Below are 25680 nucleotides of genomic sequence, written 5' to 3'. Positions count from 1 at the left end.
ATGAAGACCGTTTTAGTTTTTTTATATGAAGGATTTGCAGAATTTGAAATAACTCCTGTTTCTATGGAATTAAATGCTGATAATGGATATAAATTTACTACCATTGCTTACACTTTAGATCCCATCGTTTCTTCTTCTGGGTTTCAATTTTTACCCCATAAACTAGTTTCTGAAATTGAATTGTCTCAGAATATTGCTGGAATAATCATTCCAGGAGGAAGCATTTTAGATTTACGAGATGACTTGAAACATCTCATCATGTTTTGTTATCAGCAAAAGTGTTTGCTCGCTGCGATTTGTGCTGGTCCCCAATATCTTGCCGCCTGCGGTTTATTAGATAGGCATAAATATACTACTACTCGGACACATGAACGATACATTGAATTAGAACAAACAGATCCATTTCCATGGGAAAATTATCAAGAACAAAGATGTGTTCAAGATGGAACCATCATTACTGCCAAAGGATATGCTTACAATGATTTTGCCTTGAAAATTTGGAGTTATCTTAAGATTATTGTTTCAGAGGATGAAAAGAAACAATGGATAGATGAACTCAACATTTCTATATGAAAATTTCCTTTTTTTCCTTCTAAATATTCAGCCAAAAAAAATAAAAAGCCGATTTTCATGAATAATTTATGGAAAAGGCATTTAATCATGATTTTGTGAATACAATTTGGAAAATTGTTGATAGGTATATTGTTTCGGATGCTTATCAAGGAATGCTGTTTAGGAAAAGAAATAAGGAGGATCTAATCAAATTTAGAATCAGTTCTATTGAAATGCACTTTTTTTGGAGTTCGAAAATGAGTGTTTTGGATGAAATGAAACGAATTTTTTATCGTCTTACACAGAAACCGGTCGATTCCTATGTACCTCTGTGGGATCTGATTGATGAGAGGCCCTTGAAAGAGAAGCTGAATAAAAGGATAATATTCGTAAAAGAGAACGTGTATGGGGTATTAAAAGCTATTTTATTTTATACGGCAAAAGAGATAACTTTTCCTGTTGAATATGATGCTGAAAACGCGGTTTTTATCAAGAAATCTGATACATTTGATTTAATTTCCCAATTAGATTCCAACTTTGCTGACTGGGAAAGAAATGTTCGTAATTCTTTTGAGAAATCCTAGTGCCATTTTATTTCCTTTTTTTTTGGTGTTGTTTTTCGAAAAATTCTTCACCTTTCTGTTTCTCATATTTTGAAGTAATCTCCAAGAAACATACAATGCCTCCAAGTTGAGCTATGCGAATACCGGCAGATGTCTCAAAATCGACAACTTTTGTTTTAATTTTGCGATTTTTTGCTATCTGTAACAACCGTTGTAACCGGTTCTTATTTGGATGGTTTTCCAAGTATTCATTAGTCAGTACTACGTATTCTGGTAATAGAGGTAAATTTTTAAAATTTTTTTTTCGTTTCCCACCTGCATAGAGAAGATCTTCGATCTCTTTCAATGTATGAAGCACAAAACCGTCATCTTCATCGTTGAGTCGTTTTTCCAAAATTTCTAGGATTCGGTCCGCTTCTTCTTCTGTGACTTTTCCCAAGGCTGCTTTAAATTCAGAAGATTGAATCAAATTAGTCGTTTCTTCGAGATCTGAAATTTTACCCGTGAGTAATTTAAAGGATGCAGAATTGGGATGTTTATCACTCATCATCCATTGGTGATGACGGGACACATGGTCCAGAAAAAGGGTAGAATATTTTTTTTTCGGAGCTGTAACCAAAATAACACTTTTCATCCCATCTTTGAGAATGGGTCGTAATTCATCCACAAGATTCTCATGAAATTGATATAGTTGAGCTTTGTCCATATTATCATTTTTGCGGGGTAACTTCTGTATCTTACGAAGTTCTGCGCGTTCGCTAAAAATATTCCAATAGATAGTGCGCATGGGTTCAAACCCAATAAGTAATGCAAGAGGATATCCTCGTTTTAGTTTTCGTTTTGGTTTTCCCACATTATTTTAGAATTTGCATAAGGTTTAAAACTCTACCATATGGAAAATATGAAGTACTTGGGAAGATTGAAACCGTATGAAATAGATTTATTTTTGAAAAAATCTATTACATTCATTAACCATGGCAGAAAATCATAGTTCCAAGCAACAACGTCTGCTCGGAATTAAAAATAAAATTACGCTCGCGTTTATTCTGTTTCTAATTGTTCCTATAATTGTCATAGTGTCAGTATCACTTGGTAATATGAATGGGTTGGGGAATGATGTTGCAAATATAAGCGGTGGGGCGTTGGAAAATGAACAGTATCGTTCTATGGATGAAGTTACCAATACGTTGGGGACGTATATCGACGATCAATTCACAAAAAAAGTTAGTGATGTTGAATCTTTCGCTCAATATGCCGAAGATATTTTCAATGGAAAAATTGCCGTGAATAAAATTCCGTCCTACTATCATACTGAAATTCCCACTAGTCTCGATTATGAGAGTCCATCAGAATATGGTGGAATCACTTTATCCTTTGATGCATCATTTATTTATTTTCCTCCGACGAGTATTGTTGGTAATGATCCCACAATTCAAAGTGCATCTATGAACAATACAATCGATTTATCAGCGCATTTTGATGTTTTCTTTAAACAATTAAAAACAACTTCACCCGAATATGGGTGGATTTACATGGGTTTTGAAGAACAAGGGTTGTTCCGATGTTTCCCATTCACTGAATGGGATACTGATAATACAGGTTATGATCCAAGACAACGTGGGTGGTATAAACAAGCAAAATTGGAAGACAAGACTATTGTTACTGAACCTTACATTGATGCGAATGGTTTGGGATTAATGATTTCTATAGCTAAACCCGTACATTATGCGAATGGGACATTAATTGGTGTAATCGCAGTAGATTTAACTATCCAATCATTGCAAGATTCTATTTTACAAACTGAAATCTTGGATTCTGGTTATGCATTTTTAATCAGTGATTCAGGAGCTACTGTTTCACATCCTGGTTTGGATTTAAGTACTATTGCCTCAGCAGAAGCTGAAATTAATAAACCTATTGATGATTCCTCCTTAGAAGGATCCGGTTTTTCTTCGATTTTAACTCAGATGAATCAACATTCTATGGGTAATGGTACTTTTACAAAAGATGGGGATAGCTGGTATATTACTTACCAAACAATTCCTTCTACTGAGTATAAGTTTGCTGTTGTTGTTCCTCTTGAAGAGATTGTGGCTCCTGCCTCGACAATTCGTGGTAAAATCCTTGCTTTGACACGACAACAATTAGTAATTCTCTTGGTTGTCCTTATCGGTTCAGTTGTGCTCATTGGATTTACCAGCAGTTATGTAAGTAAACGCATCGTGAATCCAATCACCAATTTGACAAAAATGATGAATTTTATATCGCAAGGCTCGATTTCTCGGGAAATCCCGATGGAATCAAAAAGTGCGAATGATGAAATTGCAGTTTTAACCTCATCCTTCCAAAATTTAATCACCATGCTTCGTTTAGGAAATTCGGATTATTATCGAGGAAACTTAGATTTAGCTGCTAAAAACTATAATAAAGCATTAGAAATTTTCAAAATTTCTGGCAATCAGAAAGGTATGGCTGTTTGCGCGAATAATCTTGGAAATATCTATCGGATTCGGAGTAATGTTGCTGACGCGGAAACTTCTTACAAACTTGCAATCAGTATCGCTCTTGAGATGAAAGATAACACTGTCCTACCTAAAAGATATAATAACCTCGCTCAATTATATGCTGATTCAGAAAATGTAAACCTCGCTCGTGATTATTTTGAAAAAGCGGTAAATGTATGCAATAGCAATAATTTAAAAGCCGATCTCGCTTTAATCTTTAGAAATTTTGGCTTGTTTAAAGCACAACATGGTCAAGTGGAGGATGGAAAAGCCTTAATTCGCTCTGCCCTTGATATAGATTTCAATAATCAAGATGATCTTGGTACTGCCTACAACCAATTTTATCTTGGGAAAATTGCTACTATTGAGAATGATCCTGAAGCAATCAGTATTCTCGAAGAAGCATTGACTGGCGCTAAAAAAGCGCAAGATATTCGATTACAAATGAATATATATAAAGAAATGGAAACTGTGTATCAAAATACTCGAAAACGTCCTCAAGCCCATCGAATGCGTGTGGAATATGAGAAATTACGTGTGAGTTTGATCCAGAAGAAATTTGTTGTAATGGTTATTGATGTATCAGGATCAATGGTTGGAAATCGAATCCATGCTGCTGTTAGTGGGGCATTAGAAATTTATGATACCCAAATTAATCCTCAAGATGAAATTGCAATTGTCTTATTCCACTCTATTTCAGAAGTGATTTTACCACCAACCCTAAAAGGAGGAAATGAAGAACATATTCGGGGAATTATCTCTCGAATACGTGCTACACGCTATCAGACGGCAATGTTTGATGCAATTGGTGATTCTTTCAACCTTATAAATCAAAGAATTTCTGATGAACATAAATGGGTTATCGCTCTAACTGATGGAATGGATAACCAAAGCAACCAATTCAATTTACAAGATCGACAATATAAAGGTTTTTGGAAATTTATGAATTCTGATAAACGGGTTGGTCTTGGAGAATATATTGAGGAAAACTTAATCTCCATGAACCTTCTTATTATTGGAATCGGTAATGAGTTAATCCCTATTGAAGGCGATTTGCGAAAAATCTGCGAAAGAAGTGTTCAAGGAAGATATATCCCTGTGCATGATTCTCAGAATGCGAAAAAAGCGATTCAAAATGCTTTCCAAGAAGTTTCTAATTTGATGGCTCAAATAAACGTGGAGGATTTCATAGAATCTAATTAAAGGTGAACCATTATGACAACAACTACTAAAAAATCTATTAAGTACGGAATCCGAACTAAAATTTTGCTCGCATTTACTGTATTTTCAATAATCGCTTTAATTGGTGTAAGTGCCATTATTTTAGGCTTCTTTGGAACGATGAAATTAACTACAACGAACGAAAGTGAAGAGGCTTTAACAGATCAAATTCAAGCCAATATGATTTTAAGTGCACAAGAAAATGCCCACACGATTGGTGAAAAGATAAAATCATCCATAAATGATGTTAAATCAATGGCTTACTTTGCCACAAATCTATTCAACAATCCGGATGATTATGGGCCATATCCGTCCTTTACGGATATTCTTGATGATCATCAGGGTAACCCTGATATTGAATTCAAATTGGATAGTAATTATGGTGATGGTTTTGTCAGCTTCAATTATTCGATGTATCATTTGGCTCCGAACACATATACTTCGACATATTCTGATGCCAACGAAACAGTTCAAAAAATGGTGAATATTTCTGCTAATTTGGATCACATATTTAGATATACTAAAACCGCAAATCCCGATTTAGGCTGGATTTATATGGGTTTTGATCTCGGAATTTTCCGATGTTATCCATGGTCAGAATTTGATGAAGATTATGACCCGCGAACAAGATCGTGGTATGATACATCAAGTCTTGAAGAATCTTCCGACTTACTGATTACTTCTCCATATATGGATGCCAATGGATTAGGGCTGATGATCACTATTGCCCAAGGTGTCTTCAATGAGACTGATGATTCATTAATTGGAATAATTGCCGTGGATTTAACAATTGATACGATTAAAGAAAATATTTTGGATATAAGTTTTCTGGATGGGAAAGGTTATGCATTTCTGATCGATAATACTGGGTTAGCTGTTGTTCACCCAGATGTTGATGATCCTGAAGATGGGGATGACGTTACTGTTAATATTGCTGATGTTGAACCTTTTTCAACTTCCACAATTACAGAAATGACAACTTATAGTTCTGGTGTGGGGACCTATGAAAAAACTGCTGATGAAGACTTTTACTATGCATATAGTGCTATTGCTGGTACCGATTTTATCCTAGTTAATGTGGTTTCTGAAGATGATGCGTTAGCTTCTGTAGCAGTATTGCAAGGTGAAGTCTCGAAAGCAATTCGAGCTGTGCAGATCACACTAATTATTATTATTTTGATCGCAGCGGGAGTTTCTGTCTTTTTAGGGACTATGATAGCGGGACAAATTACAAAACCTGTAAAAATCCTAACCGAATCTATTCAAAAATTGACCAGTCAAGATTCTGTATCTTCGATGCTAACATCAGGGGAAGATATTGTGATTGATGAAACTCTTGAAGCCCAAGATGATGAAATTGGTGATTTAACCCGCGCATTTAAGGGTATGCTATCGGCAATTAAAGAAGATAGCAAAAATAAATAATTTCCCTTTTTTTTTGCATTACATGATAATTAAATAAGAACTTGAGAAAATAACAATGAGCTGGAAAAAATTTAGTAAATCGTTGAATTTTGTTAAAAAAGGATCAATCTTTAGCCAATCTGCATTCTATTTCTGTTCCCTTGGTCATTTTACCCAAAATTCAACACCAGAAATATTACTTTTGAGTTATGATGAAAAATTATCCATCTTTAATTCCGAAGGTAAATCCCTTTCTAAATTTCCTTTCTCTTCTGATGTTTCTGCCTTATTTTTAAAGGATATCTATGATAAAGGTGACAATGTGTTTGTTTCTTTCTCATATTCTGGAGAAATTCGGGTCTTTTCTAAAGATGGAGGCGAAATCTGGAAGAAAACCCTTCCTTCTGGTATTGTTAATGGAATCGTTGGAAATTTAGATTATGATCCCGGATTGGAAATAGTAGTTCTCTTAGAAGATCACCGAATTTTTGTTCTAAATAACCAAGGACAAGTTATGGCAAAGTACCAACATCCTACAGATATCCTATTTGTTGATATTGGGAAAATTAATTCAACTCAGAAAAAGGTGATTGTATTTGTTGATCAAAATAATTCGGTAAATGTGTTGGACATTGAAGCATCCGTGCAAAAAATTCCTGTGGATATTCCGGTGATCACAGGCTTTACTACTCTTTCTTTATATGATCAGACACTATTAGCTGTTGGTGATAATTCCAACACAATTCACATTTTGGATAAAAAAGGAAATACCTTTGAAACATATCGCTGCCGAGCTCCAATTCAGAGTTTATCTGCTGGACCTTTATTTTCTCCCGATATTGATGCTTTAGTGGTTTTAACTGAGAATAATCATATGGAAATAATTAATATTGAAGTAAAAGATCCCAAAGCATATATCGAAGCTGATAAAAAGCCGGTGGTTGCTGCCTCTGCTTTTCCAATAGAAAAACAAAGCGCGAAATTGGATTTGAATACTGATTTATATCAAAAAACACCTTCAATTCAATCGCGAGGAAAGAGTGAATCAAAATTTGAAGTTGAAAAATCAAGTATTCACTCTTCTGCTCTAAATCTTCGTTGTCCAGAATGTGGAGATTACTTAGCGAAAACATTAATTGCTCGCATTCTTTCCAATAAAGATGCCTATTGTGAAGAATGTGGTAAAGATTTAAAAAGATCCGACTTTAATTTTTAAAAAATTTTAATTTTTTCTATTTCATTAAATATGAAAAAAAGACGAAATCAATAATTAAATTTTCCATTGTCCTGCTTGATAAATTATTTTTCCATCTGCCTCAATGCGTGAGTCTTCTGAATTCATATCTTTCAATATATCCCAATGAATTGCTGATTTTGAAAGACTACCAGATTCTGGGATACCCATACCCAATGCCATGTGCATTGTACCCCCAATTTTCTCATCAAAGAGCATATTTTTGGTGAATTTTGTGATATTATAGTTGGTTCCAATGGCAAATTCTCCAATTCCATTTGCTCCATCAATTTCTAAGATAGAATCAAGTAATTTTTGACCTTTTTCGGCTGTCGCTTTGATCACCTTTCCATCCTTGAATTCGAGATAAATATTTTCAATTTCTTGACCTTGGAAGATCCCCGGATAGGTAAACCGAATATGTCCATTAATTGAATCTTCAATTGGACCAGTAAATACCTCTCCATCAGGTAAATTATTTTGTCCACTGCAATTGATCCACTTTCTACCTTTAACAGATAAAGATAGTTCTGTATCTTCACCAAATACTTTAATTTTATTTGTCTCATCTAGAATTTGAATTAATCTATTTTGGTCTTTTTGAACTTGCCTCCAATATGCAATAGGATCTTCTTTATCAATATTTAGAGCTTTGGAAATGAATTTCTTGTATGCATGGATGCCCATCCCAGCATCTTGAGCTTTTGAAAAACATGGATAAGGGATCCCTATCCAATGGAGTTCTTTGGATTCTAAACGTTTCATGAATGTTTGCATTAGTGCAGCATTTTCGGGGGTTGAATTCCGCAATTGCTTCTTCTTCGGGTCTATAAGTTCAAGAGATCTGGAGTTATAGGTGGCATCAATTGTGATTATGTGCTCAAATTTTTCATAAACAAATTTAGTAAGTTCGGAGATATGTTTCAATTGGTTATCATTTCCATATTCAAAAAGGATTTCCTGAATTCCTGGAAGACCAATTTGAAGAGTAACATATCCACCAGCGATGATAATTTCTTTATACAATGCAGAACATAAATCCTCTGCTATAGCTGGGCTTTGAATTGCTACACGATCTCCAACTTTTACACCTAAAGAATAATTGACAACTAATTTTGCTAGACGGTCATTGAATTGGGTCATTATTTTTCACTTATTTATTTTTATTTTAGTCATATTATCATGATTTACATTTTTGGTTATATCCATCAATATGGAATTCATGCTAATATGGAAGAATAATAGATTATTAATTTATAAGTTTAACCTCATCATGGTATAGGAAAGTAGTCTTGTTGACGAAATTAATGTCCATCAATTGAAAGTGGATATTTTATCAAAACAACAATCAAATTTATTAGTTTATTAGACGAAGTATATTTATATATGGCCATCGATAGAGCAAAATTGGATGCCTTGCTAAAGTGGATGTTTCAAACCATCGGGGAAGATCTTCATGCTATGGTAATAGTGAACCGAGATGGGTTGGTAATGGCAAGTCACCTTAAAGAAGGGATGGATGAAGATCTTCTGGGAGGGATTGCTGCCCTTGTAGAACCTGTTTTAAAGCGGATCGCAGCAGAATTCCAATCGGGAAATTTTGGAACCGGTAGTTTTGATACCGATAAAAATCGTATGATCTTTTGTGAAGCAGGACCCGATGCAATCTTAGTTTTAGTGGCAGATATGATGGCAAGTCTCGATTCTCTTTTTCCATACGCCTATCTGTGTGCAGAAAAGGTGATCCGAATTTTTGATGGACGCCCTGTGTCACCCGTGATCCCTGATTTTAAAAATCAAATTCATTCCCTTGAGGGGGGGAAAAGTCTTCAACAAATTGTTATTGAAAAAGGATCTTTTGTAATGAAAACGATCTTAGGAGGCGACGGTGGGGTTGGGAAAACAACTTTAGTTCACCAATTTGTCGATTCCACTTTTGAAAATGATTACAAAAGCACCATTGGCGTTTCTATAATGAAGAAAGCCATTAATTTTCCCGAATGGGAGGTGGAAGTGCGGCTAACATTGTATGATTTAGCGGGCCAACAACAATTTAAACGAGTACGTCAAACTTATTTTGCTGGGGCTAAAGCAGGTTTTATTATTTATGACGTAACTCGTCCTGAAACCTTTGCAAGTATAGAAGATTGGTATAATGAAGCGAAGCGTGCTGAACCTGATATTTTATTGATGCTTGTGGCGAATAAAATTGATCTTCTTGAAAATCGGCAAGTTACTCAAGAAGCAGGCAAAGCCTTAGCTGAAAAGTTAGGTATTGCCTATTATGAGACCAGCGCTTTAAACAAAGATATTGTTGATGAAGCTTTTAGAACCATCGCATTTCTTTTCATTCATAAAGAAAAAATCGGTCAACCACTAAGTTAATTGTTTTTTAATTCTTTCTAAATAAAAATCGTAATTTTGAAAGGGAATGGTAGTTAAATAGATAATGTGTCTTTTGAGTATCTTCTCCCCTATGAATCAGTTCCTCACAAATACGTGGTAAAAAGTGAAGAGCCCACGGATCCGCAGTATGGCTTTGAACCATTGAAACGGCCTTTGGCGTATTACATAGACTGTGGTATGGTAAATTTAGATAAACCTTCGGGTCCCACTTCCCATGAAGTCGCTTCTTGGGTTAAAAAAGTTCTTGGTCTCGAAAAAACAGGTCATGGTGGGACTCTGGATCCTCATGTTACTGGGATCCTTCCAGTGGCTTTGGGGCCAGCAACTAAAGTTGTGAAAGCACTGTTGAGCGCAGGAAAAGAATATATTTGCTTAATGTATCTTCATGAGGAAATTCCTGAAGAAAAAATTAGAAATGTTTTAAATATTTTTACTGCACAATTGTATCAACGTCCTCCTCTTAAATCATCCGTTGCTCGTAGATTGCGGATGCGGACTATTTATTATACTCAATTACTTGAAGTGAAGAACCAATTTGCACTTTTTCGTGTTGGATGTGAAGCTGGAACCTATATACGAAAACTCTGTTTTGACATTGGGGAAGCTTTATTATGTGGAGCCCATATGGCAGAATTGCGAAGATCTCGAACCGCCGAATTTCGGGAAGATGATACTCTTTGTACTCTCCAAGATCTAAACGATGCAATAAAGATTTATCGGGAAGAAAAAGATGCTTCCTATTTACGTAAGCTCATATCACCTATGGAAAAAGCAGTCCAACATTGGAAGAAGATCTACATTCGAGATTCAGCAGTAGATGCTATTGCTCATGGGGCGGGTCTTGCTGTTGCGGGGGTACTCTATTTGGAAAAATCGATCGAGCGCCATGAATCTGTTGCGATAATGACTCAGAAAGGTGAATTGGTTGCTTTCGGGGAATCACTGCTTTCTACTAGTGCCATCTTGAAAAATGATCATGGTATTTGTGCAAAACCCACTCGAGTCTTCATGAAACGAGGTTTATATCCTCATTGGAATAAAGAAGCGAAAGTAATTACCCCTTAATCCGTGATATTAATGCCTGATCCTAAAGATAATCATTATTTTTCGCAACATCCCACCTCCGCTCAACGAATGCGAAAGTTATTTGAGAGTGTTCGAGCCCATTCCATGTCTCTGCAAACCTCTTCAGGAGTGTTTTCCCCCGATGCTATAGATAAAGGGACGCGCGTGCTGATTGAGAATATGATTATTCCTGATTCACAAGAAAATATGAACCTTTTAGAAATAGGGGCAGGTTATGGACCTCTGACAATTTGGCTGCATAAAGAATACAATTTACGCCACCACTCTATCTCGGGCAATCCCCCCCTTCCCCAAATTTATGCATCGGAAGTTAATGATCGGGCAGTTTGGTTACTTAATCGAAATCTCCTTGCAAATAATTGCAAGGATGTCATTGTTCTTAAAGGTGATTTTCGTGATCAAATTGATGAATTAAAAGCTCACGGGATTACCTTCAAAGCAATTTTCACCAACCCACCATTAAAAACTGGTCATGAAGTAATGCTTGAGTTATTCCAAGGGGCTATGGATTTGCTTTCCCCAGATGGTTACATTCAATACGTTCATCTAAAAAAATTAGGTGCGCCAGGTTTCTTACAAAAACTCCAAGATCTCAAACCCGAATGGTATTTCTATATTTTAAAAAAGAAAGGTGGATTTCAAGTAATCTTAATTTCCCCGATTGAACGAGAATTCGAGAAAGAAGATTATGGTGGTTATTTTTAATCTATTACTCCCTTGAATCGTTACTTTCTTGAATTGGTTTTTTTGGTTTTTGGTTTTCCTTGCATAAAATTTAAAAATCTCCTCCCCCTTCCATAAAATTTTTTATCTTTGCTATATTCATAACCTTTGAGCGCTCGTCACTTCTATGAAGTTACTAGTTATTTTCTTATTATTTAGAATTCCTATAGAGGGTTGAATTTATCATTGGTAACCGCAAAAAGTAAAAAATTAGATGTTTTGGCCCATGAGTTGGTCCCTAGCCACACCATATTAACCAAAGCCGAAACAGATCAGTTGTTGAAAGATTATAGTATTCGATTAGTGAACCTCCCCCGTATTTTTGAAGATGATCCTGCAGCCCTTGCATTAGGTGCCAAAGAAGGTTCCGTGGTCAAAATCGTTCGGAAATCAACTACCATGGTAGATCGTATTGATACCTACCGATTCGTGGTAGTTCGGCGAACTTAATTTACATTCATATTTCACAATTTAAAGTATAAAGGAAGAAAAAAAATGACTATGTCCATAACAAACACCCATTTAAGCGGAATCAGTCCCGAAGATAAATGGCATTTATTAAATGCTTATTTCAAAGAAATCGGATTGGTTCGCCAGCATTTAGATTCATTTAATGTCTTTTTAGAAGAAACTCTTCAACAAATTTGCGATGAAACCAAAAAAATTATCCCTGATATTCCCGATTTTTACATTATTTTTGGAAGAATCACTGTTGAAGAACCTCAAGTTCGTGAAGCTGATGGAGCCACAAAGAGTGTAACTCCTCTAGAAGCCCGGATTCGAGAATTGACTTACGCTTCCAAAATCTATTTGGAAATGACTCCTGTGACTATTGATGAACGAACTCAACGTCCTCATTATAACGAAACCATCAATACTTATATTGGCAAATTGCCCATTATGTTAAAGTCTTCTAAATGTCCACTTTCCCAAATGCATACTGCTGAAGAATTAATTCAAATTGGAGAAGATCCGTTAGATCCTGGTGGTTATTTCATCATCAATGGAACCGAACGGGCTTTAGTTACTCAAGAAGATTTAGCCCCAAATCGTATTTTAATTGAAGAAGCCAGCCGAAGTTCTTCAGCGACTCATATTGCAAAAGTCTTTTCTACAACTCATGGTTTCCGTGCTCCAGTCACCATTGAACGACGTAAGGATGGCAATATTCGCGTCTCGCTTCCTTCCGTTCCAGGTAAAATTCCCATCGCTATTTTAATGCGTGCTCTCGGCCTTGGTTCCGATAAGAAGATTTTTGAAGCTATCAGTGATAACCCCGAAATTCAAAAAGAATTAATTCCGATTGTGGATGTTGCTGCTGCCATTGAAGTTTCTTCGGATCCAGAAAAATCCCAAATGAATGCTCTTGACTATGTTGGGAAACGTGTGGCTGTTGGACAAACTCGTGAGTATCGTATTAAACGGGCTCAACAAATCTTAGATCGGTATCTTTTACCTCATATTGGATATGAGCGAGAAGATCGAATTAAAAAAGCCTATTTCCTTGGGCAAATGACTCAAAAAGTTCTGGAATTGTCCTTAGATATCCGTCGCCCTGATGATAAAGACCATTATTCAAATAAACGTTTGAAATTAGCTGGAGATTTGTTTACTTCTCTATTTCGTGTGTCTTTCTTAAACTTATCGCGAGATATAAAATACCAATTAGAACGAACCGCTGTGCGGGGTCGAAAACCCAATATAAAAACTGCTGTTCGGGCTGATGTTATTACTGAACGAATTCGACATGCTTTAGCCACCGGTAATTGGGTTGGTGGGAAGGCAGGAGTTTCTCAATTATTAGATCGAACCAATTATATCTCTACTCTCAGTCATTTACGACGTATTATTTCTCCCTTAAGTCGGTCTCAACCTCATTTTGAAGCCCGAGATTTACATCCTACCCAATGGGGGAAAATTTGTCCTGCTGAAACTCCTGAAGGCCCCAACTGCGGGTTGGTCAAAAACCTGGCACTAACCGCATTAATCTCCGTTGGAACCAATGAAAAGAAAATTGAAACCGATCTTTATGATTTAGGCGTTATCCCGCTGGAAGAAGTTGAAGAAGTGAGTGGTAAGGCTAAAATCTATTTGAACGGAAAATTACTCGGAATCCATCCAAATTATAAACCTTTAGTCGAAACCATTCGGATGAAACGACGACGCGGTGATTTAAGTTCTAATGTTAACATTGCCTTCTATGAAGATTCTAATGAAGTGCAAATCAATTGTGATGCCGGTCGTGCACGCCGCCCTCTTTTGGTTGTGAAAAACGGTAAGTTAATGATGACCAAGGATGACATCACTCGGGTTGAACGGGGTGAAGAAACCTGGAATGATTTAATTGCTCGGGGATTGATTGAATACTTCGATGCTGAAGAAGAAGAGAATGCTTTCATCGCCATGAAAGAAGAATATATCACCATGGAACATACTCATTTAGAAGTGGCTCCTGCTGCTATTTTAGGGATTACTGCTTCTTTGATTCCCTTCCCTGACCATAACCAAAGTCCTCGAAATACATACGAAGCGGGGATGGCAAAACAAGCCCTTGGAATCTTTGCCGCCAACTTCCACTTACGGTTAGATACTCGAGGTCATTTACTTCACTATCCCCAACAACCGCTCACCACCACTCGTGCGATGGATATTGTTGGTTTTGCAACTCGCCCGGCGGGTCAAAACTTCGTGTTAGGCATTATGTCCTTCCAAGCCTTCAATATAGAAGATGCACTTATTATGAACAAAGCCTCCGTTGAACGAGGTTTGGCACGGAGCACTTTCTTCCGTACCTATGAAGGAGAAGAACGGAAATATCCAGGTGGTCAATTAGATAAATTTGAAGTACCGGAAAAGGAAGTGCGCGGTTATCGAGCCTCAGAAGCTTACCGCCATTTAGCCCATGATGGTATTGTCGAACCAGAAACTATCTGTAAAGGCGGTGATGTTCTCATTGGACGAACTTCCCCTCCCCGTTTCACTCATCCTTATGATGATTTCGATGATCTATCCCAACCTCAACGTCGGGAAACTTCTATCAATATGCGTCACAGTGAAAATGGAACTGTTGATACTGTAATCATTACTGAAACCCTTGATGGGAACAAACTTATTAAAATCAAAGTGCGTGATCTCCGGATTCCCGAACTTGGTGACAAATTTGCTTCTCGCCACGGTCAAAAAGGTGTGCTTGGTTTAATTTGCCCTCAAGAAGATATGCCCTTCTCTGCTGAAGGAATTGTCCCTGATTTGGTAATTAATCCTCATGCGATGCCTTCGCGGATGACGCTCGGACAAATGTTTGAAGGGTGTCTTGGAAAAGTCGCTGCCGCTACTGGCACCATTGGCAATGCAACACCTTTTGAAATGGAAGATATGGATATCTTGCAACAGCAACTCGTGGACAACAATTTCGATTACGGGGGCCGAGAAACACTCTACAATGGAGTCACTGGAGTGAAATATGATGTCGCCATCTATTTCGCATGTGTCTATTACCAAAAACTGCACCACTTAGTGGCCGATAAGATTCACGCACGGGCCCGTGGACCTGTCCAAATTCTCACACGCCAACCTACCGAAGGAAGGGCCAGAGAAGGGGGTCTGAGATTCGGGGAAATGGAGCGGGATTGTTTGGTAGGACACGGATCTTCCGTGCTCTTGAAGGAACGGCTCTTAGATGAATCAGATAGGACTACGATTCTCATCTGCGAAAAATGTGGGTTGTTAGGCACCTATGATCGCAATCGCGACCGCAGTTATTGTCCGGTGTGTGGCGAAAAATCCTTAATTTCGACCGTTACGTGTTCGTATGCCTTCAAATTACTCTTGCAAGAAATGATGTCGTTGGGGTTAGCGCCTCGGTTGTTATTACGCGATCGAGCCTAATCTGGTTGAAGTTGACAGGTCATTACTTTTTTTTCTTCATTTTCTGATTACTTTACATCTGCTAATCTTCCATGTAAATTTAGAAAACTGATTTTTGTAGAAATTCATTTCTAAAGAATATTTAAAAAAATTATTATAAGGGGTTTATTTTTTTAGTAATTTAATGCGATAGATTATAACTCCGATTAATCCAACGCCCAAGATTCCTCCTGTAATGGAGTACACTAATATTTCTGCTAAGGGACGAGAAAAATTACTAGGATCTGTGGTGGAAGTATCGGAAGTTGTGGTATCATCAGGGTCATCGGGAATTTCTGGATTGGAGGGATTGAACGGATCTACAATTAATGGGAATCTATCATAAATACAGTACGTTCCCTCTAATCTGTAACTTGTGCTCCAATAATAAGCTAGTTTGGTTGCACTTGGGTATCGAATTTCATAATTTCCCCAATAATTTCCAATCGAATTCACATTGTACCTATTCAGAAGACCATAATCTGTGACCAATAGGTTATCTCCAATGAAGGAATTATTCCAGAATCGATTTTCATTGCATTCAGTATTACTAAGCATTACTGCTTCAAAATTATCAACAATATAGTTGGATGAAAATGAATTATTGCTGGAATATCTAAGATATATCCCTGTTTGATCATTTCCTTCAAAAATGGAATTCGAGATTATAGAATTGATGAGATAGTTGGTATAAAGGCCATAATTTTGGTTGTGGTTTATTTGGAGATTATTTAATGTTATCGACAAACAATTATCAAAAAACATCCCATCACCATTTGATGAAAAATCACTTTGATCAATCTGAATTTCTTGAGAATCTAGGAAAAAGCCGCCCATTATTATATTATTTGTGCTTTCTACGCTCTCAATTGAGATATTACTTGATTCGATGATATAGATTCCGCACGAGGCATTTGAAAGATTCACGCTACTAATTGACACATTATCCACATTAAAAAGTATGATTTGACCTGCATTTGAGAAATTTGCAGGTTGCAAACTGGCCATATTTTTGTAGAAATACAATTTTTTGCCATTAATCCAATTATCGTTGGAAATCTCAAAGGTGTCAATATCTTCAAAGTCATAATGGTTTAAAACTATCCCCCCATTTACCATGGTATTATTTGAAAATTTAAGATCTTTGGACTGATATTTTAGTGCCCCTTCGACGTTATTGGTAAAGAAACATTTTGAAATCGTCAAATTATGAGAATAATAATCCTTAATGGCAAAGTTGTTACTTGTAAATGTGTTGTTTATGAAGTGGGTGTACTGAGAACTGCTAGGGTAGAATCCATCTGTGTTATTATTTATCAAGGAATCGCGAATAGTAAAATTATAAGAATAGGAAATATAACATCCAATCCCTTCATTATGGCTAATAATGCTATCTGAAATTGTATTATTGGGATGTTTTATGCTGGAACCTCCTTTGAATTCAATTCCTCCATAATTATATGTTGCAGTTATTTGAGAAAGAGTGCAGAATTGTGATTCTGCGAAATATAATCCCATTTTTTTACAATTTGAGACAGAAATATTCCATAAGTCAAGGTTTTCGCAAGATGATGCGAATAACCCATAGTAGTTATATGATAGATCGAGATCTGCTATTTCTGAATCCGCACAATCAATTAGTATGACCTGACCGGCATTGGCAAAGTCTTGCGGAACTAATCCTGTTTCATGGCAATAATAATAAACTGGTTTTCCATTTACAGTATTCGTAATTGGGATTAAATGGGAGTCATGATACTCAAAACTCGATCCACCTAATTGTTCAAATTCAAATCCCGAACCAATCATGGCATTATCAGTAAAATTCATTTCTTCACACCGAATTAGTTCAATGGCAGTACCTTCTTCAACTTCAATAATATTATGACCAATATCTCCAAAACCCCAGTTTCGAATAATAATCCCACTTTCAAAAATCTCTTGGATATAATTATTCGAGATATTCAAGATATTGACATAATCAAACCGAATTCCTTCTTCGGCCTTTCTGATGTTAGTATTACCCACAGTAAAATTTTCCACCGAGTTCATATTATCCCCACGACAAATGATTGCGGTATCGGAGTTGGTGATGTTGCCACCATCAATAATCGCGTTTTGCCCATTACTGACAATGATTCCAAATCGAGCAATATTATCTAAGCTTATATTTGAGATGAAACTATCAGTTGAATATAGAAGATAAATACCCTCTGCCACATCAGCCATGGCCAAATTTTCTATGTGGACATCACTACAATCCACTACAAAAATTTGACCTGCATTGAGAAAATCGCTCGGGTTTAATCCAGATTCTGAATAATAGCAATAAATCGGTTTATCATGCACCAGATTTCCTTCAATAGTATAGGATGCAAACACTGAGTTACCTAATTGTTCTGAAAACAGGATTCCTTTCCCATGCATGTCATTTTTTGAAATATTCAAATTGGAAGCTGATGTCTGGTAGAAATTAAGATCATAGGAACTACTATTAATTTGGTTGTTATAAATGGTCAAGTTGTCAAACCAATTATTGGAAAAACCATAAATATTGTTGGTTAGAATATTATTCTGAATAATAGTGTGTTGCGAATGGTAGGATTTAATCGCAGCAGTGGAAAAAGTAATTGTATTTTGATGAATATTAAAGTATTCTGTATTTCTTAAGTAAATTGCATCATTGTTCGTGTTTTCAAAATTGTTATTCGATACAAGAAAGTCTGTACATTCCAGAAAATACCCCATATATTGGTCACAATCAGTTATATCATTATTTTGAACTGAGCAATTGGTAGATTCACAAAAATATAATGGATAAATGGCATTTGTAATAACAGAACTTTCAAAGGTTAAATTATTGCAGTAATAAAAACTGATAGGGTATGGAATATTGGAATAATTTAGATCCTCAATAATGGTGTGATTCACATTAACGACAATTAGTTGGGATTTGTTTTCGAATATAGTTGAATCTAAATTTACTCCATCGTGGATATAGCCAATTGGAAGACCGTTGATGAGATTAGAATCATCAATATCGTGTTGCATATCCAATAGTGAGGGAGCGTTATTGAAACTTGTTCCCAAATAACAATCAGTCAAAGTGTTGTTTCGCAAAGTTATATTTTGATTTTGATAAGTATAAATTCCGAGTCCTGATCCATACTTGCTATTATCACAATTAGCCAGATCATTTGAATAAATTTCAATATCCGAGCACGATTCCATATCTATCCCTCGACGAGCTGTTTCATCAAACAGAATATAGCTGAAGTTCAGGGTCGTAGAATCACTCACGTCTATTCCTGCAGATGAAAAGTGAATTTCCGAATCAAAAAGTGTAATATTATGTGAGTCAGTTATATATTGTCCATACTGCCCCTTAGAAATTGAAGTTGAATGAAAAATTATGTTGGAAGAATCCTTAATTCGAAATCCTGAATATTCATTATTCCAGATTTGCAATAAAGAACCGGAAATATTGGTGGAATTTTCTATATAAATGCCGTGGTAATTTGCAACGCACAATATGTTCTCAAAGATGATATTTGAACAATTTTTCAAAAAAATACCAGCGAAAGAAGAACTTAATTCAGAAAAATAAAAGCTAGAATTCTGAATTTTGAGAGTTGACCGAGTATTTTCAATCCGTAACCCGTTTTCCTTCATTTCTGCATTAATTATAAGGTTTTCTAAAATATATGGTGATTCAAAAGTTCCATTTCCTGAGGTAGCAATAAGTGCAAGATCTGTTTCATTTAGAATTTCTAAACTATTAGAATTAGAGGTTGTATTAAAATCATAGGTTTCTGGGGCTGCATGTATTTTTCCTTTAGTGTGATTGAGATTATTATTAGAGTTACACACATTTCCAGCCAGTAAAAAACAAATCATTATAAACAGCATCTTTTGTGACGATTTTGTAGAGTTCATATCAATACAAAATTGGGACTTGAGTTATATAATTGTTATGATCAGTTCTACAAAAAAAAAGATACATACTACGAAAGATTGCGATGAATAAAAAAAATATTCGTTGAACCAATTGGAACCATATGATTCCATAGGGGAAAGAATATGACTCTTATCTACCAATAATCTAATAAGTTTAAAAAAATAAGGGAAAACAGAAAATGTTCAGTAGAGACACTTCAAGAATTATGCGAGAACAAACGGATCAATATAGATATCGTCATGAAGATTATAAACGATCAGAACGTCCTTTGGATGATACAGACCTTCGAAAAAAACAAATGTCCAAAAAATCCTTTTTAGAAAAATATGATCGGAAAATTACCTACCTGATTTTAGGAGCTATTTTTGCCGCGATTCTTATCTTTTTAGCTCTAAGCTAGTTAGTGTTTATAATTAGTTTTTTAAACCCATTCGTAAGAGAAAATTGAAATTGAAATGACCTCCTTCTGTGACTATTTTGTAGAGTTCTATCATTACAAAATTGGGGCTTGAATAATATAATTGTTATGATCAAAACCACAAATAAAAAGAGATATCCCACGAAAGATTGCAATGGATGAAAAGAAATTCTGCGACCTTGAAAATTGTTCTCACACTTACTGGTTAATTTTGCACGAAATTAGGTCCGTCATTAATAAACTAACTTACCATAGTCTTTGCTGCCGACTTCGGTCGTATAATTTTTCATAGCCTTTGTAAGAATTTTAAGAAGCATCCAATGGAAAAAGCTCCCCATTACCCGGTTAAAAGGAGTAATTTTGGCTTCATAATAATACGCTTTATCTAACCAATGATTTTTTTCCCAATGTGCTAAATCATTCGGGAAAACCGTTTTGGCAAGAACTTTTTTCTTTTGGAATTGAATGACTTGATTCAAAGTCGGTCGATGATATTTGGGATCTTGATGGATCGCTGAGATGAAGCGTGACAGCACCTTCATATTTCTCTTCATATTCGTTGTTCGTTTACTCGCCCAAATATTGCCGATAGGATGGGCACCCCAATTAACTCCAACAATTGTGAGATATTTTAATGTCATATCAAGCCCTGAACTCGAGGTTGTAGAGAGTCCTATGTATGGTTTACCTGTTAATGTAGGACTGTGCGCCCATTTGACGGTTTTATCGATAAACATCTTCATTTTTCCACTGACATTATTATTATACACGGGAGATGCGACAATAATTCCTTCTGCTCCTTCTACTAAGTTTGTTATTTCTGGCATATCATCCTTAATAGCACAACCATTTCCAAATACGCAATTTTCACATCCTTGACAATCCTGTAAATCCATTTCATTCAGATGAATAATCTTTAAATCAATCCCATTTTGATTAAGACGTGCTTGAAAATGGTTTAGAAGATTGTGTGTATTTCCATTTCTTTTTCCACCCAAAAGTGCAATTACTTGTTTTTTCAATCTTTTAATCCCTATTTTGAAATAGGATTTTGATTGATAAAAAATTATCCCCCTTACTTCAATGAATCTATTTTACTAATTTTTCCACAATATCCAATAACAAGAGCGGATATGATACCTAATATTGAACTACCTACCAGCAAGTTGACTGCTCCGATTAAATCTGCCAGTGGTCCTGACAAAATAAATCCTAATGGTGTCGCAACACTCATCAACATATTTAGGAGTGCATAAACCCTTCCCATCTTTTCCACGGGGATAGATTTTTGTAAAATAGTCACTAAAATTGTAGATTTGATCGGTATAAAAAATAAAGCAAGAAAACTAACCACGCTCAAAAATACTATATCTCCTTTTGGGGCTAACGCTATTACTGCGATGCCAATGAAGAGAAGTATTGTGGTTCCAACCATTATAAGTGATTTCCGTTTCCATTTCTTTTTTAAAGCCATTATGATGGAACCAGAAATCATTGCAGCTTCCATGGTAATGCTGATTGCAGCCATGTCAAATTCTGTCCCATTATGGACTACATTAATCAGATATGGTAGTAATGTGTTAAATGGGCTCAATAAGAAATTTGAAACTATTGAAATCGCAATTATTTCTGTTAATCCTGGAATCTCCTTGAGAATTGATGTTCCTTCACTGAATTGTTTGATTATTCCCTTTTTCTTCTCTTCTTCACTAAAATCTGAAGAAATTTTGTTATTAACATTTTTCTTGAGTGGGGAAATAATTAATAATCCAAAAGCAATTGAAAAAGTAATGATATCAACCCAGAGAGCTTGTTGGATATCTGCAAAACTTAATAATAAAGCGCCTAAAAGGGGTGCCATCATCATTATTATATTAGAAAATAGCTGATTAACACCTTGATATCGATTGACCATTGATTTGGGGATTGTGGCTCTTGATAAGGCAGTTACTATTGGACCATGTAATGTTTGGAAGGTTGATCTTATAAAAATAAAACCTAAATAAAGTCCCAAGTTTTCCAAACCTACTTGGATAAGTATTATAAGAAGAAATGTTGCTACCGCTTGTAATCCATCAAATAAGACAATCATCTTTTTATAATCATACTTATCTGCGATCACACCAGATAATGGACCAAATATTAAGCGGGGGATAAAAATTAAAAACATTGATATTGATAGGATTATCGGGTCTTTATAGATCACAGTTAGAACCCAAGTTAAGGCAAATTGGACAATTTCCGATCCTAATAAAGAAATTTTCTGACCACTCCAAAATAACCAATATCTGCCTAGTTTGGATTCCAAAGTGGATTCAATAGATACATTTTCAGTAGAGTTCATTTTTATCAATCTCTTTTGATAGTCTCAACATGAGACATTTTATCATTATGAGATATTTAATTATTAATTTATTTAAACTTTTCTTAATATGAGAATATGTCTCAATATGAGCTATATTTAAATTAGTCTTTTTCTTTCTGTTTATCAATGGTTGATGAGCCCACTAAAAAACCCAAATTCATATATGACTTATGTCAGGATGATAAAGAATTTCTAATTTTAACCTATCTCCGTCACTTTGATTCTCTTAGTTCTTCTAATATCCTTAATTTATTTGGGTCCCCCCCTTTAATCTCCAAAGCTACTCTTTATCGTAAAATCTCTGTGTTATTAAAAAAAAAATGGATTGAGATAGATCCAGTTAAAACAGCGGAAAAATCGGGGAAATATTATAGAGTCACAGCAATGATTGAGGCTGTTTATAATCAAAAGGATCAATTGATTGAAGAGGCTAAAGAAAATTTTGAACGAGAACTCAAAATTGACCCAAAAGATGTAATGAGGAATTTTGCAAATGGATTTCAGTCTCTTTCTGCATTAAATCAAGGTTTATTCGATCTATATCAACTCAATCCTCTTGAGGATGCAAAGAATTCTCAAATTTTACTTAAAGCACAAGCTTCACTTATTGAATTGGATGTGACTAACGAAAATTGGAAGGACATCCAAGCAATAATTACTGAATTTATTCAAAAACTTGAGATTTATGGCAGTAAACAGCAAAGAAAAGGAGATCATTTATTTAATGTCTTCTTTTCCATTTTACCTCTGCATAAGATGTCAATGAAAAATTTCTTAGAGACATGATAAAGTTCAGTGTTTTTTAATTCTGGAAATTATTTGTAGGATGCTTTTTTCTGAAGAAGTTATCAAATGACTAATTTCTATTATATTTAACCTCCCCTTCCAAAAAATATTCGAAAGTTTCCAATTCTTATCTAATAAGAACTTACCTTACTTGTTACCATGTAGAATGGAAAACAGTTTAGAAATCCAAAATTCTCAAGATATAAAATACAAACCCTCGCGATCAGCGTATGGGCGAGAAATGTGTGAGGATAATGGAGATGATTTAATTCAATATCTATGGATTATTGAGAAGCAGACTTCTAAACTCATTTTCTATCATCATTGTAATAAAGATCTCCAACTTGATGGGGTGTTAATTTCTGGACTTCTCTCGGCTTTAAATCACTTTTCTGAATTTGAACTTGAAGAACAAGGCATAGAAAATATCGATATGGGCGGACTTCGATGGGTCTATTCATACTCTCTCCCATGTAATTTAATGGTGGTGGGTGCAGGACCAAAAACGGGAAATGCAAAATTAATGCTCTCCCGATTAGATGTTATCAAACGGATGTTTATAAAAACCTATCAAATTACCCCCGATTTTTGGAAATCTTGGTCTTCGAATATAAATCCGTTCAAAAATTTTGTTGATGTACTCGACTTATTAAAAGCTCAATGGATCCAAGCAAATCAAATGATGGATTTGGGGGATATTTTTGACATATTAGGCATTTTTCAACAAATCTTTATTATATTTATTCGAATCATTAAAACACAGTTTTCCCAGAAATCTTATAGCCAAATATTGATTAAATTATCTCATTATTCCTTGGAATTGAATAACTGGTTGCATTCCCAAGATGATCAAATTTATTTACAAATATCGGAGTTATACCTTCCTAAAATCTCAATTGAAGAAAATTCTATCCAGTTTGATAAAATGAAGGCAACTAATATTTTCAGTAAAGATTTAGTGGGACTGGATCAAGAAAATCTCATATTAGTATTCAAAAATGTATTTGAAATCTATAAAAACGTCATATCCGATCGCTTAGGGAGATTAGCTTGGTTGGATATATTCAATCGCGAAATTAAACCTTACTTATTTTCTCAATGGAGTTATTTATCACAATTTAATTTAGTTCAATCATTCCTCGAACTCTTCTTGCAAGTTTAATTTGGAAAATATAAATATAAATGACTATCTAAGGCTATTAAAATTTGATAGCATCTAGAATTGGACATGACGCTCCATCCATCATTTGAGATAGTGTCCAAAACATCATACCCTTCATTCCTTTTTGTCTACAATAACTCACTTTTTCTGTTATTGATCGTGATGTCTCGTAAAATATAATACTTACAGAAATATCTGTTCCATATACATTCTTGACCTGAATCAAATCGTCCGTGGCAGGAGCGTGCCAATATGTGCATTTACTTACTGCGTCCCATGCTTCAATGAATTTTGAATTATGTTCTACTGTATTTTTCACCCAACTCCAAGTAACTACATTATCTGAAGCAATATAACTCGTTTCTCCCGCTGATCCCCCATTTAGATTTTCATTTGAATAGGGTTTGATAGGTCCTTGTCCATCTCCATTTGAATCTCCCCAAACTAAACCGAATCCTCCAACTCCCATCACTATTTTCGAAGATGGTACTCCTGCTTCTTGCCATTTCTGTAAAGTGAGGTTTACTGAATATGGATTAGGTGTTGTTTCAGGGCGTTGTCCTCCATACAAGGGTGTTAATGGAACCGGAATGACCCATCCTCCCCATTGTTGGATTCCCATATAGGTCATCGGCATAAATGCATCGATATAGTTTTGAGCGGGTTCTAATTCTTCTGCCTCTTGTCCTGTAGGCCCTGTAGGAATGGTAATTATGGCTTCTGGCCAATTATTACGAAGTTCTTTTGCTAAATCTACTAATTGGGTATGAACCACCTCATTCTCCCAATCTAAATCAATTCCATCAAATCCAAGAGGTTTTAATACTGATTGGATATTTTCAGCAAATTTCTGTATGTTATTTGGTGAAGTTGCCTCATTCCAGATTAAATCGGGATTTGATCCTGCACCTCCTAACATGCAGGTTACTTTAACATCATTTTCATGTCCGTCTTCAATAAATGCTGCTGCTTGTTCAAACCATAATTGAGATCCACCATAAAAACCATTCGGAATTGTGAGGGAAAACTCTGTTTCAGAAGTTTCATTTAAATGTAAATATCCTAAAATTAAGTGACTTATCTGATCCCATGGAATTTCTCCTTCGATTGCATTCCATTGATAACAAGGGTGATAAACTGCTACCCACAGATCTTCTTCAGTTTGTGATGGGTTCTTTATTAGATAATGAGATAATAAATATCCTCCTGACCCAAATATAATAATAACTATTAAAACCACACTAAATTTTTTGCTGGATTTCTTCATATAACGTCAAAACATGCACAATTTTAATTCAAATTAAAGATATCTCCGAATTTTGCAAATTTAAATCTTTTGTCAAGAAATTCAATTCTTTTAAGTTTGTATTCTTATACTTGTAATTTTTGAAC

The 25680-nt window shown here is 35.4% G+C and carries 19 protein-coding genes; 13 read left to right on the top strand and 6 right to left on the bottom strand.

Annotated elements, in window-relative coordinates; genetic code table 11:
- Both NEF87_RS10715 and NEF87_RS10710 read left to right on the top strand, forming a co-directional pair.
- The gene (locus NEF87_RS10715; protein ID WP_457919801.1) at positions 1-573 is read left to right on the top strand and encodes a DJ-1/PfpI family protein; all 573 of its coding nucleotides are present in this window, start codon (positions 1-3) and stop codon (positions 571-573) included.
- Between the two features lie 68 nt (positions 574-641).
- Positions 642-1136, top strand: a complete 495-nt coding sequence (locus NEF87_RS10710; RefSeq protein WP_457919800.1) for a hypothetical protein — start codon at positions 642-644, stop codon at positions 1134-1136.
- Positions 1137-1143: 7 nt separating this feature from the next.
- Here NEF87_RS10710 and NEF87_RS10705 read toward each other — a convergent pair whose 3' ends face one another.
- Positions 1144-1968 (bottom strand): hypothetical protein, encoded by an 825-nt coding sequence (locus NEF87_RS10705; protein WP_457919799.1) that lies wholly within the window; start codon positions 1966-1968, stop codon positions 1144-1146.
- A gap of 121 nt (positions 1969-2089) precedes the next feature.
- Between NEF87_RS10705 and NEF87_RS10700 the strand changes: the two genes are divergently transcribed.
- From NEF87_RS10700 to NEF87_RS10690, 3 genes are read left to right on the top strand one after another with little or no spacing between them, the layout of a single operon-like run.
- Positions 2090-4822 (top strand): cache domain-containing protein, encoded by a 2733-nt coding sequence (locus tag NEF87_RS10700; protein WP_457919798.1) that lies wholly within the window; start codon positions 2090-2092, stop codon positions 4820-4822.
- Positions 4823-4834: 12 nt separating this feature from the next.
- On the top strand, positions 4835-6265 hold the full coding sequence (locus tag NEF87_RS10695) for a PDC sensor domain-containing protein (protein ID WP_457919797.1): 1431 nt from the start codon (positions 4835-4837) through the stop codon (positions 6263-6265).
- A gap of 55 nt (positions 6266-6320) precedes the next feature.
- Complete coding sequence (locus tag NEF87_RS10690) at positions 6321-7460, top strand: hypothetical protein (RefSeq protein WP_457919796.1); 1140 nt, start codon at positions 6321-6323, stop codon at positions 7458-7460.
- Between the two features lie 54 nt (positions 7461-7514).
- Here the strand turns inward: NEF87_RS10690 and NEF87_RS10685 are convergent, their stop codons facing one another.
- A complete protein-coding gene (locus NEF87_RS10685) occupies positions 7515-8621 on the bottom strand; it encodes an aminopeptidase (protein ID WP_457919795.1) in 1107 nt (368 codons plus the stop codon).
- Between the two features lie 243 nt (positions 8622-8864).
- Here NEF87_RS10685 and NEF87_RS10680 point away from each other — a divergent pair, with 243 nt between their 5' ends.
- From NEF87_RS10680 to NEF87_RS10660, 5 genes are all read left to right on the top strand, one after another.
- The gene (locus NEF87_RS10680; protein ID WP_457919794.1) at positions 8865-9863 is read left to right on the top strand and encodes a GTP-binding protein; all 999 of its coding nucleotides are present in this window, start codon (positions 8865-8867) and stop codon (positions 9861-9863) included.
- A gap of 66 nt (positions 9864-9929) precedes the next feature.
- Positions 9930-10949: an RNA-guided pseudouridylation complex pseudouridine synthase subunit Cbf5 gene (locus tag NEF87_RS10675; RefSeq protein WP_457919793.1), complete on the top strand. Its 1020-nt coding sequence runs from the start codon at positions 9930-9932 to the stop codon at positions 10947-10949.
- 12 nt (positions 10950-10961) lie between these two features.
- Positions 10962-11675: a methyltransferase gene (locus tag NEF87_RS10670; RefSeq protein WP_457919792.1), complete on the top strand. Its 714-nt coding sequence runs from the start codon at positions 10962-10964 to the stop codon at positions 11673-11675.
- 204 nt (positions 11676-11879) lie between these two features.
- Positions 11880-12143: a DNA-directed RNA polymerase subunit H gene (locus NEF87_RS10665; RefSeq protein ID WP_371806531.1), complete on the top strand. Its 264-nt coding sequence runs from the start codon at positions 11880-11882 to the stop codon at positions 12141-12143.
- Positions 12144-12194: 51 nt separating this feature from the next.
- A complete protein-coding gene (locus NEF87_RS10660) occupies positions 12195-15581 on the top strand; it encodes a DNA-directed RNA polymerase subunit B (protein WP_457919791.1) in 3387 nt (1128 codons plus the stop codon).
- Between the two features lie 144 nt (positions 15582-15725).
- On the opposite strand, the gene NEF87_RS10655 is transcribed toward NEF87_RS10660, so the two are convergent.
- Entirely contained in the window at positions 15726-19535 is a 3810-nt protein-coding gene (locus NEF87_RS10655) for a right-handed parallel beta-helix repeat-containing protein (protein ID WP_457919790.1), read from the bottom strand.
- 200 nt (positions 19536-19735) lie between these two features.
- On the opposite strand from NEF87_RS10655, the gene NEF87_RS10650 reads away from it, so the two are divergent.
- Complete coding sequence (locus NEF87_RS10650; protein WP_457919789.1) at positions 19736-19957, top strand: hypothetical protein; 222 nt, start codon at positions 19736-19738, stop codon at positions 19955-19957.
- A gap of 251 nt (positions 19958-20208) precedes the next feature.
- Here the strand turns inward: NEF87_RS10650 and NEF87_RS10645 are convergent, their stop codons facing one another.
- On the bottom strand, positions 20209-20997 hold the full coding sequence (locus NEF87_RS10645) for a flavodoxin family protein (RefSeq protein WP_457919788.1): 789 nt from the start codon (positions 20995-20997) through the stop codon (positions 20209-20211).
- Positions 20998-21050: 53 nt separating this feature from the next.
- A complete protein-coding gene (locus NEF87_RS10640; protein WP_457919787.1) occupies positions 21051-22319 on the bottom strand; it encodes an MFS transporter in 1269 nt (422 codons plus the stop codon).
- 147 nt (positions 22320-22466) lie between these two features.
- On the opposite strand from NEF87_RS10640, the gene NEF87_RS10635 reads away from it, so the two are divergent.
- Together NEF87_RS10635 and NEF87_RS10630 are read left to right on the top strand one after the other, a co-directional pair.
- On the top strand, positions 22467-23126 hold the full coding sequence (locus NEF87_RS10635) for a hypothetical protein (RefSeq protein WP_457919786.1): 660 nt from the start codon (positions 22467-22469) through the stop codon (positions 23124-23126).
- A 166-nt stretch (positions 23127-23292) separates the two neighbouring features.
- Positions 23293-24288, top strand: a complete 996-nt coding sequence (locus tag NEF87_RS10630; RefSeq protein WP_457919785.1) for a hypothetical protein — start codon at positions 23293-23295, stop codon at positions 24286-24288.
- A gap of 37 nt (positions 24289-24325) precedes the next feature.
- Here NEF87_RS10630 and NEF87_RS10625 read toward each other — a convergent pair whose 3' ends face one another.
- Positions 24326-25555: a glycoside hydrolase family 18 protein gene (locus tag NEF87_RS10625; RefSeq protein WP_457919784.1), complete on the bottom strand. Its 1230-nt coding sequence runs from the start codon at positions 25553-25555 to the stop codon at positions 24326-24328.
- Between the last annotated feature and the right edge of the window lie 125 nt (positions 25556-25680).

This window comes from Candidatus Lokiarchaeum ossiferum (genome assembly GCA_025839675.1).
Classification (GTDB): Archaea; Asgardarchaeota; Lokiarchaeia; order Sigyniarchaeales; family Promethearchaeaceae; genus Lokiarchaeum; species Lokiarchaeum ossiferum.
Note: the sequence above shows the minus strand (reverse complement) of the source record. Positions and strands in the feature narration are given on the sequence as shown.